The organism is Amycolatopsis samaneae, assembly GCF_039541975.1.
GTDB lineage: Bacteria > Actinomycetota > Actinomycetes > Mycobacteriales > Pseudonocardiaceae > Amycolatopsis > Amycolatopsis samaneae.
This window is the reverse complement of sequence record NZ_BAABHG010000015.1, coordinates 107025-121445: the sequence shown is the minus strand read 5'-3', so window position 1 is coordinate 121445 and position 14421 is coordinate 107025. Positions and strand designations below refer to the sequence as shown.

Below are 14421 nucleotides of genomic sequence, written 5' to 3'. Positions count from 1 at the left end.
CTCCGTGTCTTGCGGGACACCCGCACCCGGTCGGCGGTCGTAGCCGGAGCTTCGCCCATTGTCAGCCACGAGCCGCCTCCATGATCGCCTCATCGACATTGCGACCCGAAGCCTTCGCTGCCTTCGCCGCATCCATCACCCGCTGGTAGTCCCTCGGCATCACCTTGGTGAACGCCGCCGAGCGCCGCGGCCAGTCGCCGAGCAGCGACGCGGCCACCGCGGACCGGGTGAGGTCGTAGTGTTTCTGCACGGTCTTCCTGAGCCAGGCGAGATCCTCCGCGCCCGGCTTGAGCAGGTCCACCATGTCGTGGTTGACCTTGCCCCGGTCGACGTCGAGTACGTACGCGACGCCGCCGGACATCCCGGCCGCGAGGTTGCGGCCGGTCGGCCCGAGCACCACGGCCTGGCCGCCGGTCATGTACTCGAACGCGTGATCGCCGACGCCCTCGGCGACCACCAGCGCGCCCGAGTTGCGCACGCAGAACCGTTCGCCGACCTGGCCGCGCAGGAACATCTCCCCGCTCGTCGCGCCGTACGCGAGGGTGTTGCCCGCGATGGTCTGCCGCTCGGCCGCGAACTTCGCCGCCGGATCCGGCCGGACCACGATCCGCCCGCCGGACAGGCCCTTGCCGACGTAGTCGTTCGCGTCGCCGACCATGTCGAGGGTGATGCCGCGCGGCAGGAACGCGCCGAGCGACTGCCCCGCCGAACCGGTCAGCAGCACGTGGATCGTGTCCTCGGGCAACCCTTCACCGCCGTAGCGGCGGGTGATCTCCGAGCCGAGCAACGTGCCGACGGTCCGGTTCACGTTGCGCACCGGCAGCTCCAGCCGGACCGGATGCGCGTCCTCCAGCGCCGCCTCGGCGAGCTGGATGAGCGTGCGGTCCAGCGCGTGTTCCAGCCCGTGGTCCTGGCCCCGGGTGCGCCGCTTCGCGCCACCGTAAGGGGTTTCGGACGGCATCTCGAAGATCGGCGCCAGGTCGAGGCCCGAGGCCTTCCAGTGCTCGACGGCCGCGTCGGTGTCCAGCAGCTCGGCGTGCCCGATCGCCTCGTCCAGTGTGCGGAAGCCCAGCGCCGCAAGCGTTTCCCGGACCTCCTCGGCGACGAACCGGAAGAAGCTCACCACGTGCTCGGCCTGTCCGGTGTAGCGCTTGCGCAGTTCGGGGCTCTGCGTCGCGATCCCGACCGGGCAGGTGTCCAGATGACACACCCGCATCATCACACAGCCCGCGACGACGAGGGGGGCCGTCGCGAACCCGTACTCCTCGGCGCCGAGCAGCGCCGCGATGACGACGTCGCGCCCGGTCTTCATGGCGCCGTCCACCTGCACCGTGATCCGGTCGCGCAAACCGTTGAGCAGCAACGTCTGCTGCGTTTCGGCGAGCCCGATCTCCCACGGTGTCCCGGCGTGCTTGAGCGAGTTCATCGGCGAGGCGCCGGTGCCACCGTCGTGGCCGGAGATGAGCACCACGTCGGCGTGTGCCTTGGACACGCCTGCCGCGACCGTCCCGACTCCCAGCGAGGACACCAGCTTCACGTGGACGCGAGCCTGCTCGTTGGCGTTCTTGAGGTCGTGGATCAGCTGCGCCAGGTCCTCGATGGAGTAGATGTCGTGGTGCGGCGGCGGCGAAATCAGCCCGACGCCGGGCGTGGAGTGCCGGGTGCGCGCGATCCACGGGTACACCTTGTTCGGCGGCAGCTGGCCGCCCTCGCCGGGCTTCGCGCCCTGCGCCATCTTGATCTGGATGTCGTCGGCGTTGACCAGGTACTCGCTGGTGACCCCGAACCGTCCACTCGCGACCTGCTTGATCGCGCTGCGCCGGCGCGGATCGTGCAACCGATCCGGGTCTTCGCCGCCCTCGCCGGTGTTGGAGCGGCCGCCGATCTGGTTCATCGCGATCGCGAGGGTCTCGTGCGACTCGGCCGAGATCGAGCCGTAGGACATCGCGCCGGTGTTGAACCGCTTGAGGATCGACTCGGCGGACTCGACCTCGTCCAGCGGCACGGGCGCGCGCTCGCCGTCACGGAAGGAGAACAGCCCGCGCAGCGCGCCACCCTCGCGGTAGAGCCGGTGCACCTCGTCGGAGTACTGGCGGTACACCTCCTCGCGGCCGGTCTTGGTCGCGTGCTGCAGGAGAAACACCGTCTCCGGGGTGAACAGGTGCAGTTCGCCCTCGCGGCGGTAGGCGTACTCACCGCCGGTGTCGAGTCCACGGTGGACCCGGTCGGTCGGGTTTTCCGGGTAGGCGCGGCGATGCCGCACCGCGACCTCCTCGGCGAGCACGCCGAGGCCGACACCGCCGAGCTTGGACGAGGTCCCGGTGAAGTACTCGTCGAGCAGATCCTGGTGCAGGCCAAGGGATTCGAAGACCTGCGCGGCGGTGTAGGCGCCGACGGTCGAGATGCCCATCTTGGACATGATCTTGAGGACACCCTTGACGAGCGCCTGGACGTAGTTCCGGACCGCCTTGCCGGGCTCGATGCCGGTCACGGCGCCCTGGCTGATCATGTCCTCGATCGTCTCGAAGGCCAGGTACGGGTTGACCGCGGCGGCGCCGTAGCCGAGCAGCAGCGCGATGTGGTGCACCTCGCGCGCGTCGCCGGTCTCCACGACGAGAGCGACCCGCAGCCTTTCCTTGGTGCGCACCAGGTGGTGGTGCACCGCGGACACCAGCAGCAGCGACGGGATCGGCGCCATCCGGTGGTCCGAGTCGCGGTCGGACAGCACCAGCGTGCGCGCGCCCGCCGCGATGGCCTCGGACGCCTCGCGCCGGACCCGTTCGATCGCGTCGGCGAGCGCTTCCGCGCCACCATCCACTTCGTACAGTCCGGAAAGGACGCTGCAGGCGAAGCCGGGAAGATCCCCGTCGTCGTTGATGTGGATGAGCTTCGCCAGCTCGTCGTTGTCGATCACCGGGTACGGCAGCTTGATGTGGCGGCACGACGCGGGTCCCGGGGTGAGCAGGTTCCGCTCCGGGCCCATGATCCGCGCCATGCAGGTGACCAGTTCCTCGCGGATCGCGTCCAGCGGCGGGTTGGTCACCTGCGCGAAGTTCTGCTTGAAGTAGTCGTAGAGCAGCCGCGACCGCTTCGACAGCACCGCGGGCGGGGTGTCCGAGCCCATCGACCCGATCGGCTCGGCGCCCTTGGCGGCCATCGGCGCGAGCAGGATCTTCAGCTCCTCCTCGGTGTAGCCGAAGGAAAGCTGGCGCCGCAGCACGGAGTCGTGGCTCTGCACGACGTGGTCGCGGTCGGGCAGCTCGGCGATCTTGAGCAGGCCGGCGTGCAGCCAGCCCTCGTACGGGAGCTCGCGCGCGAGCGCGGACTTGATCTCGCCGTCGTCGACGATCCGGCCTTCGACGGTGTCCACCAGGAACATCCGGCCCGGCTTGAGCCGCCCCTTCGCGACGACGTCCTCGGGCGCGACGTCGAGCACGCCGGCCTCACTGGCCAGCACGACACGGTCGTCGGCGGTGCGCCACCATCGGGCCGGGCGGAGACCGTTGCGGTCGAGCACGGCGCCGACCAGGCTGCCGTCGGTGAAGGTGACGCACGCCGGGCCGTCCCACGGCTCCATCAGGCTCGCGTGGAACTTGTAGAACGCGCGGCGCTCGGCGTCCATTGTGGAGTGGTTCTCCCACGCCTCCGGGATCATCATCAGCACCGCGTGCGGCAGCGACCGGCCGCCGAGGTGCAGCAGCTCCAGCACCTCGTCGAACGAGGCGGAGTCCGAGGCGTCGGCGGAGCAGATCGGGAACAGCCGGGTCAGGTCGCCGGGGATCAGGTCCGATTCGAGCAGCGCCTCGCGGGCCCGCATCCGGTTGCGGTTGCCGCGGATGGTGTTGATCTCGCCGTTGTGCGCGACGAACCGGAACGGGTGCGCCAGCGGCCACGACGGGAAGGTGTTGGTGGAGAAGCGGGAGTGCACCAGCGCGATCGCGCTCGCCAGCCGCTCGTCGGTGAGGTCGGCGAAGAACGCGGGCAGCTGACCGGGGGTGACCATGCCCTTGTAGACGATCGTCCGTGAGGACAGCGACGGGAAGTACGTGCCGCAGTCGGCGTTGCGGCTCTCGTGCTCGACGCGCTTGCGCAGGCAGAAGGCCAGGCGGTCCAGTTCGACCCCGGCCGTGGCGGCGCCGTGGTCGGTGACGAACAGCATCGAGAAGTGCGGCATCACCGAACGCGCCGTCGGCCCGAGGCCCGCCCGGTCCGCGTCGACCGGCACCTCGCGCCAGCCGAGCACGTCCAGGCCCTCCTCGGCGGCGACGCGTTCCACCAGCGCCACCGCCTTGCGGCGCTGGTCGTCGTCCGCGGGCAGGAAGGCGATCCCCGCCGCGTAGCGGTGCTGCCCTGTTCCGTCCGGTTCCGGCAGCGCGAACCCCGCCTCGGCCCGGAGCAGCTCGTCGGGAAGCTGCACCAGGATGCCCGCGCCGTCCCCGCTCGTGGGTTCGGCGCCCGCGGCGCCGCGGTGGTCGAGGTTGGTCAGCGCGGAGAGACCGTCGGTGACGATGCCGTGCGAACGGCGCCCGCGGATGTCGGCCACCATGGCCACACCGCAGGAGTCCTGCTCGGTCTCCGGGTCGTAAAGACCCTGCTTGCCGGGAATGGCGGAGAAGATCATGAAGGACCTCCTTCGTCGTCGTGCGATGGCCGGAAAACCGGCCGAAATGGTGCGCACGGGACGACGATGGCCCGCTCGTTGACGCGACTTTAACACCTAGGAAACATGCCGGCATCCGTTCGGAGTGCCCCGGACAGCGAGGAACGGTAACGATCTGGCTGCGCGGAACGACATAGTTCCTGATGGCGTCACGGTAGTTGGCTCCGCTAAGTATATGCCCGCAGGCCCACCCCGAGTTTACTGCGGCGGCACGCGGGCCGCCCGCCGGGAGCCGCCCGTACCACGCGCTCCCGCACCGTCACGATCAGCGACTTCCCCGAACCGCCCACGAGCGGTGACCGTCTGGTGGCATAGTGTTCGCGGACCGTGTGTCCACGTGTTCGGCACGGCGGGAGATACGAGGGGATCTTTCATGACCAGCAGACCGGCCAGTGGCGGTGGAGCGGGCGGGAAGCCCGTCCGGATCGACCCGGAAGTGTTGCGTGCCTACGCGGAGAACCTCAAGGCACTGCATTCGGTCATCACGAGCATCAGCGAATACCTGCACACCACCGCCTGCGACAAGTCCGGCTTCACCGGGCTGTTCATGGTGCTGCGGCCGGTGGTCGACCTGGTCGGCTCGCTCTACGACGAGACGCTCAGGTTCGGGCACGAGCGGCTGGCCTCGATGGCCGCCGGCATCACCGACGCCGCGCAGCGCTACCAGGTGCACGAAGACAGCGTCGTGAAGCGGCTCGAGGCCCTGCTGCGGGAGCTGGACAAGCAGATCGCCGCCGCGCCGGAGGACGGCCCGTCCCGTCGCTCACACGAGCCGGTCTACTAAGTACTGCTAAGGAGGGGGTCCGTGGCCAAACACCATGGAGGGCCGGGACACGACAAGCATCCGGACCGGAAGAAGCAGCAAAAAGGACACGAGGACGAGCACAAGGACAAGAAGGGCAAGGAAAGACACCTTCCCCAGCTTCCCGACGCGACCCCGAAGCCGGAGTCGCCGCCGGGCGGACAGGGCGCGTACGGCCTCGACGACGGCAGCGGCGTCATCGCCCTGCTGGAACCACCCGCGACCGACGCCTCGGGCGACATCGAGTCGCTGCTGGCCGACGCCGACGTCAAGGTCCGGATGGTCGACTGGGTGTTCCAGGAGATCGCCGGGGAAAGCCTGATCGACCTCGTCATCAAGCCGATCACCGGCGACTTCACCAAGATCGCCTCGGACGCCGAGGCGTGGCGGACCATCGCGGACGCGATGAAGCAGTTTTCCGAGGTCATGGTGCGCAACGCCGAGATCGTCGGCGAGCACTGGGAAGGGCCGTCCTCGACGGCACACGCGACGTACGTGAACGTCGGCTGGCGAGCCGGGCTGATGGCCGAGGCCGGGATCGCCAAAGCCATCGGGAAGGGCTTCGACGCACTGGCCGACGGCTCGCGCAAGCTCGCCGCGAAGGCACTGGACCTGCTGGCGAAGCTCATCGACACGCTGCTCGAAATCGCCGCCAAGGCCTGTGTCCCGGTCGTGGGCTGGGTCGCCGAGGTGACCACCGTCTGGCGAGCGTTCCAGCTGCTGAACCTGATCCTCAGCGTGATCCAGATGATCGAGGACATCATCGGCAAGGTCCAGCAGCTGTGGGAGTCGATCCAGAACATCGGCTCGCAGCTGAAGCAGATCAAGGACATTGTCACCGGTAAGGGTGGCGACACGACGGCCCCGTCCGGCGACGACGGAGGCACCACGGCGCCCTCCGGCGACGGCGGCGGGGACGACCCGCAGCCCCCGCCGAAACGGCGCGAGGACAACGATCCACCGCCGAGCCGTGGTGGCGACGACACGACGCCGTCCGGATCGGACGAAAAACCGCCGCACACCGAGGAAAAGTGCCCCAAATGCGGCGGCAAGCGCGCCAACGGCAAGTGCGGGAACTGCGATGTCGGCCCCAGGTGCTCGAGGTGCGGCGCTCCGGTCGGCAAGGGCAGGTGCCTGCGCTGTCACCCTCCGCAGAGTGGCGAATGCAGGAAATGCGGCACCAAACTGTCCCACGGCAAGTGTCCCCAGTGCGACAAGACGCCGCCCAACGACAAGTCGGCCAGCAAGTGCACCAAGTGCGGCAAGACGGGCGACTGGGGCTCTTCCCACCTCTGCCCCACGTGCCGCACCAAGAACAGGTGCACCAGATGCGGCTCGGCACTCAAGTCGGGTAAGTGCCCCAAATGCAAACGCTGACCGGCTCGGGCGAGTAGGAGCGACCGATGAGTTCACCGTCCGGCGTGGCGCCGGAAGATTCGTGGAAGACCAAGGAGATCCGCGAGGCGGAGTCCGATTTGGACCGTTCGCTGGCGAAATCCCGGGACCTGCTCAAGGAAATCGACAAGGTCCAGATCCCGCCCGCGAACCTCACCTCCTCGCCGGAACAGCAGGAGGCGCTGAAGGCGGCCGCGTCGAAGCCCGACGCGCCCGCCGAACTGCGGCTCGTCAAGCGCAAGGTGGACGCGGGCGAACTGTCCTGGAAGGACGTCGCCGAGGGCCGCGCGTTCGCCGACCCGGACGTGCGCAGGCTCGCCGGGGCGAAACTCGGCGGCGGCGCGCGTGAGACCTTCAAGGCGTTCCAGGAGGGCGCCACCCTGGACGAGGTGATCGAGGCCAGGAGCGGCGGCGCCACCGGCGATCCGCTGTCCGGGCCGCTCACCACCCCGGCCCAGGACGCGCCCCCGGCCACGCACCGGGAGCCACCGCCGCCGAGCCCGCCCACGCCTCCGCCGCCCCCGGCACCTCCCGCGCGGCCGAGGCCGGTGGCGGACGAGGACTACTACGCCGACCCGCTCGCCGACGAGGAGCCCGCGCCGCCTCCGCCGTCGCGTCCGGCGCCGCCGAGCCGTCCCGCGCCGGAGCAGCCGCGGCGCGCGCCACGGCGGTCCGAGTCGTCGCCGGTCGACGATGACGACTACTTCAGCGGCGGCGATCACCTGCGCGGCTGATCTTCCCGGCGTTCCGGCGGCACGGCGTGTCCCGAACGGAGCGTACGAGACGCCGAACCTCCCGAACGGAGCGTTCGGAACATCGAGTCTCCTGCCGCTGGGCCCGGTCGTGCCGAGGGACGCCTTCAGTGCATCCAACGCAGCGAGGGACGCCCTTGGTGCATCCAACGCAACCAGGGCGTCCCTCGGGCACCACGCCACGCTGACGAAGCGCGCCCACAAATGACAGGTCCCCACCGACGCGTTCGGGACACCGCGCCAACCGTCCTTTGTGGACCCGCGAAGGCCCTACTCCCCGACATGCCGTGAAGGCCCCCTTACCGGCGCTCAGTGCCGGTAAGGGGGCCTTCACGGCACTCCTCGGGAATGCTCTCGGCTAGGACTGGCCTTCGGGCTTCTTCTCGTCCCCTGGCGAACTCGCGGCCGGGGACGCGGAGTCCCCGTTGTCGGCGGCGACGTCCGCATGTTCCCGTTCAGTGGCACCTTCCGGCGTCGACGCGTCCGTGCCGGAAGCGGGCTGGTTGCCCACGAGGGCCTCCGGCGCCTCACGCGGGCCCCGCTTCGCGGCGACGACGAAGTAGATGACGGCCCCGGCGAACATCAGGATCGAGGTCCACACGTTGACCCGCAGGCCGAGGATGTGGTTCGCGTTGTCCGTCCGCATCAGCTCGATCCAGCAGCGGCCCGCGGTGTACCCGGCGACGTACAGCGCGAACGCGCGGCCGTGGCCCAGCTTGAACTTCCGGTCCGCCCAGACGACCAGCAGCGCGACGCCGAGGTTCCAGATCAGCTCGTAGAGGAAGGTCGGGTGCACCGGGCTGTCGGGCAGCGGGATGTGGCCCACCGCCACGCCGTTGAGCAGGTCGTCGGGGTTGTCCGGGTTGAAACGCTGGTAGATCTCCAGGCCCCACGGCAACGTCGTGTGCGCGCCGTAGAGCTCCTGGTTGAAGTAGTTCCCGAGCCTGCCGATCGCCTGCGCGACGACGATGCCCGGCGCGACCGCGTCCGCCATCGCCGGCAGCGGGATCCCCTTGCGGCGGCAGGCGATCAGCGCGCCGACCGCGCCGAGCGCGACCGCGCCCCAGATGCCGAGGCCGCCGTCCCAGATCTTCAGCGCGTTGAGCGGGTTCTTCCCCGGCCCGAAGTACAGCTGGTTGTCCGTGATGACGTGGTACAACCGCCCGCCGACCAGGCCGAACGGCACCGCGAACACCGCGACGTCGATGACCGTGCCCTTCGTGCCGCCCCGGGCCACCCAGCGCCGCTCACCCCACCAGATCGCCACGATGATGCCGGCGATGATGCACAGCGCGTACGCGCGGATCGGGATGGGCCCCAGGTGCCAGACGCCCCGATCGGGGCTGGGGATGGTGGCGAGCACGAATGCCGAGGCGGAATACACGAGGTCACCGTAGCGCGTACCGGGTGGGTGCCGTCCAGGAGCCGCCGTTCGGTCACGCGGTGTTCACCACGCGTCACGGTTCGCGGGCGTCCAGCGCGGCGAGGTACCCCGCGACCAGCGCGCCCGCCACCTGCGCGACGGCGCCGTCACCGGGCAGGAACCGCTCGTCGTGCAGGCTCGGCGCCCCGGCGGTGTCCCCGAGGCCGACGAACATCATCAGCCCCCTGGTGCCCTCGCCGTCCCCGGTAGCACAGTAGTGCGCGAAGTCGTCGGCGCCGAAGGACCGGAACTCGACGTCCACTTCGGACTGCCCGAGCAGCAGCCACCGCCGGGCACCGGCCGCCAGCGCCGGATCGTTGTGCAGCACCGGTTCGCACGGGCTGATCCGCAGCTCCGCGGTGCAGCCGTGCGCCCGCGCGGTCCCGTGCACGATCTCCGCGAGCCCGTCGAGCGCCCGGTCGCGGTCCTGCGCGCGCATCAGCCGCAGCGAACCGAACGCGCTCGCCTGGTTCGGCACCACGTTCGCCGCGGTCCCGGCCCGGATCCGGCCGATCGAGCACACCGCGCCGAACACCGGGTCCACCCGGCGGCTCGCGAGCTGCTGCAGGCTCACCACCAGCTGGCTCAGCGCCAGGACCGGATCGCGCAGCAGATGCGGGTACCCGGCGTGCCCGCCCTGACCGTGCATGACCACCTCGAACTCGTCGGTCGAGGCGTTGACCGGGCCCGGCGCGGCCGAGACCACGCCCTCGGCGAGGCGCGGCTGCACATGCGCGCCGATCACCGCGTCGACCCGGTACTCGGCGAGCACCCCGGACCCGACGACGTCCAGCGCCCCGGACGGCGAGGTCTCCTCACGCGGCTGCAGCACCGCCAGGATCGGCCGCGGGACCCCGATCCGCGCCGCCGCCCGGCACACCGCGACCAGCGCCGCGAGGTGGACGTCGTGCCCGCAGGCGTGCATCAGGCCGTTCTCCGCGGCCCAGCCGGCACCGGTGCGTTCGAGCACGGGCAACGCGTCGAGTTCAGCGCGCAGCGCCACCGCGGCGCCGTCCCCCGTGCCCGGCACCGGGATCGCGCGCCCGGTCTTCGCGACCCGGATCCCTTCACCGGCGCCCAGCGCCTCGGCGACGAGCCTGGCGGTGTCCTCCTCGTCGCCCGAGCCGCGCGGATCGGCGTGCACCCGGTGCCGCAGCTCGACCGCCGCGGGCAGTTCGTCCGCGACGGCCCGCCGCCACCGCTCCCACAGCTCGCTCACCCGCGTCCCTCCAAACCGTACACACGCGCGGCGTTTTCATGGCCGGCCAGCGCCGCCAGCCGGATCGCGTCCACTTCGGACAGTGCGGCCGCGGCGAGCGCGCCGTGCAGGAAGTCCGAAAGCCCTTGCCGGAACAGTGCCGCGCCGAGATGGTACAGCTCGGCGAGCCCGAACGCGTCGGTCGAGAACAGCAGCTTGCCGAACGGCACCAGCTCCAGGACCTCGGCGAGCACGGCCGGTGCGCGGAACCCGGCGTTGTGCGTGATCAGTCCCGTGTCCACGAACACGTGCTCGAAGACCTGCGCGAGATAGGCGGCGTTGCGGTGGAACGGATAGTTGTGCAGCAGCAGGATCGGCACCCCGCTCGCCCGGGTCGCCCGCAGCAGCCCGGTCAGCAGCAACGGGTCGCAGCGGTGCAGGTCCACATCGGAATCGCCGTAGCCGACGTGGAACTGCACCGGGAGCCCGGCGTCGATACCCGACCAGATCAGGAACCGGTGCAGCACCTCGTCGGCGAGCCGGACCGGCTCCCCCGCCTCGACGCGGGCGAGCCAGCGCCCGGCCGCCGCCGTGACCTCGCCCGGCGACGGCCGCTCGCCGGACAGTTCCAGGCCGACCCGGTAGGCGGCGATCGACTTGACCCCGACGGCGTTCGCGGTGCGCTTCGCCAGTTCGCCCGCGAATTCCGCGGCGAACCCCTCGGCGCCGGTCCCGGCGCGCACGACGTCCTCGGCCACCTGTTCCAACCGCACGATGTCCTCGGCCGGGCTCCCCGCGAGCGCCGCGAACTCGCCGGTCGTGGTGAGCGGCTCGGGCAGGAACCCGCCGTCGAGCAGGAACCGGGTGATCCCGGTGCTCCGCAGGAACCGCCGGTTGACCTCGGCCGCGCCCAGTTCGGCGCGGCGGGCGAGGTAGTCGTCGGCCGGCGCGTGCCGGGGCAGGTCCAGCACCGGCGCGCACCGCGCCCGCACGGCGAGCCCGATCAGCGAGTCGAACAGGCTCGTGCCCAGCGGGGACACGGTGTCGGCCTCGGTGAGCATCCGCTCGAACCCCATACGGTCCAGATCGTGGGTGACCACACCGTGACAGTGGTGATCCACCAGGGGCAGGTCCGCCACGAACGGCAGCAGTTCGGTCATCGCTCCCCTCCGGCCACCGCCAGCCTTTCCCCCACCCTACGGGCATATCCGGGCGCGGCGAGCACGATCACCACCGCGGCCACCAGCACCGCGCCCGCGATCACCGGGAACCACCGGGCCGGGCCGCTCGACGGGTACGGGATCACGGTGACGTAGACGGTGTGGCCGAGCAACGCGAGCGCGCCGAGCGGGAACACCAGCTGCCGGCGCGGTACCCGCATCCGCCTGCGCACGAACAGCAGCAGGATCGCGCCGACCGTGGTGAGCAGATAGCTGATCAGCAGGATCAACGTGCCGACCGAACCCGCCCAGGCGAACGTGTCGGCGGCGGTGGCCCCGAAGAACACCGCGCAGCCGACGATGACCAGCGCCGCTGCCAGAGTTACCGTCGTCGCCGCCACGGCGGGAGTCCCCTGCGCGGACATCCGGCCGACCGCGCGCCCACCGAACGCGTCCCGGCCCAGTGCGAACAACAGCCGCGAGCCGCCGACGACGCAGGCGAGGCAGCAGCCGAACGCGCTGATCGCGGCCCCGGCGCTGATGACGTCGCCCGCCCACGGGCCGACGAACCGGCTGCCGAGGTCGCCGAGCAGCGAAGACGACTGCCGGAACGCGTCCGCGTCCGAGCCGAACGCCATCATCTCGACCGCGGTGACCACGACGAAGTACACACCGCCGAAGATCGCCGTCCCGAGGATCGCGCGCGGGATGGCCCGGCGCGGGTCACGGGTCTCCTCCCCCAGCGTCGCCGCCGCCTCGAACCCGGCGAAGGACAGGAACCCGAACACCGCGCCGAGGAACACCCCGGACAGTCCCGTGCCGGGGGTGTAGGTGAACACGCCGAGGTCGAACCGGCCGCCGCCCGGCGCGGAACCCGCGATCAGCCGGACCGCCACGACCACGGTGACCAGCAGGATCAGCGCGATCGTCGCGCCCTCGACGACGAGCAGCGTGCCGGTGCCGCGCCGCGCGGGCACCACCGCCAGCAGCCACGCCCCGGCCAGCGCGACACCGGTGAGCACGAACGGGCCCCACGACGGCGGCTCCGGCCAGATCCCGGTGTGCGCGAGGAAGGCGGTGCCGAGCGTGCCCGCGGCGGAGCTGGTCACGACGGCGTAGCAGGTGTAGGTGCCGAGCAGCCCGATACCGGCGACCACCCCGGCGCGCGGGCCGAGCGTCGCGCCGACGAAGGCGTAGACCGAGCCGGCGTGCTGGTAGTACTGGCACAGCCGCACGAAACCGTAGGCGACGAGCAGGACCCCGATCCCGGACAGCAGGAACGCGAGCGGCACCGCGCGCCCGGCGGCGGACGCGGTCTGCTGCGGGTTGATGCTGGCGGCCATGCTCGGGGCCATCAGGGCGACCGACAGCCCGACGGCCTGCCAGACCGACAGCGAACGGCGCAGCGCTGGACGGTTTCCGGCGACGTCTGACACGATGCCCACCTCGCTTCGTGAAGATCTCCAAGTCGTACACGGTGGGGGCAGGATGAGCCAGCTCGATCGGGCCGCGCTTTCCGCGCGCGGAGAAGCCGCCGCGGACCGGTTGCGCCGCGCGGGAACGGAGCTGGTGGCGCTGACGTTCGTGGACAACAGCGGTGTCCTGCGATCGAAAGCCGTCCCGGTGGCGAAGCTGGCTTCCACGGCGGCCTGGGGCGTCGGCGCGTCGAACTCCTTCGACTTCTTCCTCTGCACGGACACGATCGTGCCCGGCACCTATTCCCTCGGCCCGGTCGGCGACCTCCGGCTGCACCCCGATCTCGACGCGCTCACCCCGCTCGCGTGCCGCCCCGGCTGGGCGTGGGCGCCGGCACTGAGGTACGACCAGGACGGTGCCCCGCACCCGCAGGACGCCAGGGCGCTCGCCGGCACGGCGGCCGCGCGGCTGGCCGCGCACGGCTACACCGCGCGGATGAGCTTCGAACTGGAATGGATCGCGACCGACGAATCCGCGCCCTCGGACCCACGCTCGGCCACCAGCGGCCCCGCCTACGGCTTCACCCGGATTTCCCAGCAGGGCGACTATCTCCGCACCCTGGTGTCCACTTTGGACGAACAGGGCGTTGCGATGGAGCAGATCCACCCGGAGTACGCGCCCGGCCAGTTCGAGCTTTCGGTGGCCGCGGCCGACCCGGTGCGGGCGGCCGACACCGCGGTGCTCACACGCGAAACCATCCGCGCCGTGAGCACCCGGTTCGGCCTGCGCGCGTCGTTCTCGCCGAAGTTCTCGCCGGAGGACGTCGGCAACGGCGGGCACGTGCACCTGAGCGTCTGGGAGGGCGGCCGCAACCTGTGCGCGGGCGGGGACCGCCGGTTCGGGCTGACCCCGGCCGCCGAGGCGTTCGGCGCGGGCATCCTCGACCGGCTGCCCGCGCTGCTGGCGATCGGGGCGCCGTCGGTGATCAGCTACCTCCGGCTCGCACCGCAGCTGTGGACCGGGGCGTTCCGCGCCTGGGGGCTGGAGAACCGGGAAACGCCGCTGCGCATGATCCGCGGCGCCGCCGGGCAGCGCGACACGGCGGCGAACCTGGAGGTCAAATGCTTCGACCTCACCGCGAACCCGTACCTGGTGGTCGCCGCGCTGCTGTTCGCCGGGCTGGCCGGGATCGCCGAGGACGCCCGGCTGCCGGAACCACTGGACGTCGACCCCGCCACCCTCACCAAGGAAGACCGCGCGGCACGCGGGATCACCCGGCTGCCTTCGTCGCTGGCCGAAGCCGTCACCGCGTTCGAGGCGGACAAAGCGCTGTGGGCCGGGTTCGGCGAGGAACTCGCGACGACGCTGATGGACATCCGCCGCGGCGAACTCGCCGAGTTCTCCGGCGCGGGCGCGGCGGAACTGACCGCCGCGATGCGCTGGATCCACTGACGCCACTCCGACGGCTCGCCCAACGCCCCCATGGGGCATTGGGTGCGCTCAACGCACCGAACGCCACATTGGGTGCTCCGCTCCTTGCCCCCACCGCCACCCTGGGGCGCACCCGCGAGCAGGTATCCACAGTGGACACAAATGCCGTCAAGGCCACCTTACG

The 14421-nt window shown here is 71.0% G+C and carries 9 protein-coding genes; 4 read left to right on the top strand and 5 right to left on the bottom strand.

Translation table 11 applies throughout. The annotated features are described in order from the left end of the window. Positions 1-61: 61 nt before the first annotated feature. Positions 62-4621, bottom strand: coding sequence for a glutamate synthase large subunit (gltB, locus tag ABD987_RS33905; RefSeq protein WP_345403640.1), 4560 nt, complete (start codon positions 4619-4621; stop codon positions 62-64). Positions 4622-5033: 412 nt separating this feature from the next. On the opposite strand from gltB, the gene ABD987_RS33900 reads away from it, so the two are divergent. From ABD987_RS33900 to ABD987_RS33890, 3 genes are read left to right on the top strand one after another with little or no spacing between them, the layout of a single operon-like run. Then, positions 5034-5444: a hypothetical protein gene (locus ABD987_RS33900; RefSeq protein ID WP_345403637.1), complete on the top strand. Its 411-nt coding sequence runs from the start codon at positions 5034-5036 to the stop codon at positions 5442-5444. A 21-nt stretch (positions 5445-5465) separates the two neighbouring features. Further along, positions 5466-6839 carry a hypothetical protein gene (locus ABD987_RS33895; RefSeq protein WP_345403634.1) on the top strand — a complete coding sequence of 458 codons (1374 nt, stop codon included), beginning with the start codon at positions 5466-5468 and terminating at the stop codon, positions 6837-6839. Positions 6840-6865: 26 nt separating this feature from the next. Then, positions 6866-7591, top strand: coding sequence for a hypothetical protein (locus ABD987_RS33890; protein WP_345403631.1), 726 nt, complete (start codon positions 6866-6868; stop codon positions 7589-7591). Positions 7592-7967: 376 nt separating this feature from the next. Here ABD987_RS33890 and lgt read toward each other — a convergent pair whose 3' ends face one another. The 4 genes from lgt to ABD987_RS33870 all read right to left on the bottom strand — a co-directional run bounded on the left by lgt (position 7968) and on the right by ABD987_RS33870 (position 12826). Further along, the gene (gene lgt / locus ABD987_RS33885) at positions 7968-8972 is read right to left on the bottom strand and encodes a prolipoprotein diacylglyceryl transferase (RefSeq protein WP_378214338.1); all 1005 of its coding nucleotides are present in this window, start codon (positions 8970-8972) and stop codon (positions 7968-7970) included. Between the two features lie 94 nt (positions 8973-9066). Then, a complete protein-coding gene (locus tag ABD987_RS33880; RefSeq protein WP_345403625.1) occupies positions 9067-10251 on the bottom strand; it encodes a M20 metallopeptidase family protein in 1185 nt (394 codons plus the stop codon). Further along, positions 10248-11390, bottom strand: a complete 1143-nt coding sequence (locus ABD987_RS33875) for an amidohydrolase family protein (RefSeq protein ID WP_345403622.1) — start codon at positions 11388-11390, stop codon at positions 10248-10250. The genes ABD987_RS33880 and ABD987_RS33875 overlap by 4 nt, the downstream gene beginning before the upstream one ends. Continuing rightward, positions 11387-12826: an APC family permease gene (locus ABD987_RS33870; protein WP_345403619.1), complete on the bottom strand. Its 1440-nt coding sequence runs from the start codon at positions 12824-12826 to the stop codon at positions 11387-11389. Before ABD987_RS33870 ends, ABD987_RS33875 begins: the two co-directional genes overlap by 4 nt. A gap of 52 nt (positions 12827-12878) precedes the next feature. On the opposite strand from ABD987_RS33870, the gene ABD987_RS33865 reads away from it, so the two are divergent. After that, the gene (locus ABD987_RS33865; protein ID WP_345403616.1) at positions 12879-14258 is read left to right on the top strand and encodes a type I glutamate--ammonia ligase; all 1380 of its coding nucleotides are present in this window, start codon (positions 12879-12881) and stop codon (positions 14256-14258) included. The last annotated feature ends 163 nt before the right edge of the window (positions 14259-14421 follow it).

Excerpts from the sequence above, each read along its gene's own strand:
- ABD987_RS33875 (WP_345403622.1), bottom strand. The coding sequence starts at position 11,390 with ATGACCGAACTGCTGCCGTTCGTGGCGGACCTGCCCCTGGTGGATCAC.
- gltB (WP_345403640.1), bottom strand. The coding sequence starts at position 4,621 with ATGATCTTCTCCGCCATTCCCGGCAAGCAGGGTCTTTACGACCCGGAG.
- ABD987_RS33900 (WP_345403637.1), top strand. The coding sequence starts at position 5,034 with ATGACCAGCAGACCGGCCAGTGGCGGTGGAGCGGGCGGGAAGCCCGTC.
- ABD987_RS33890 (WP_345403631.1), top strand. The coding sequence starts at position 6,866 with ATGAGTTCACCGTCCGGCGTGGCGCCGGAAGATTCGTGGAAGACCAAG.
- ABD987_RS33865 (WP_345403616.1), top strand. The coding sequence starts at position 12,879 with ATGAGCCAGCTCGATCGGGCCGCGCTTTCCGCGCGCGGAGAAGCCGCC.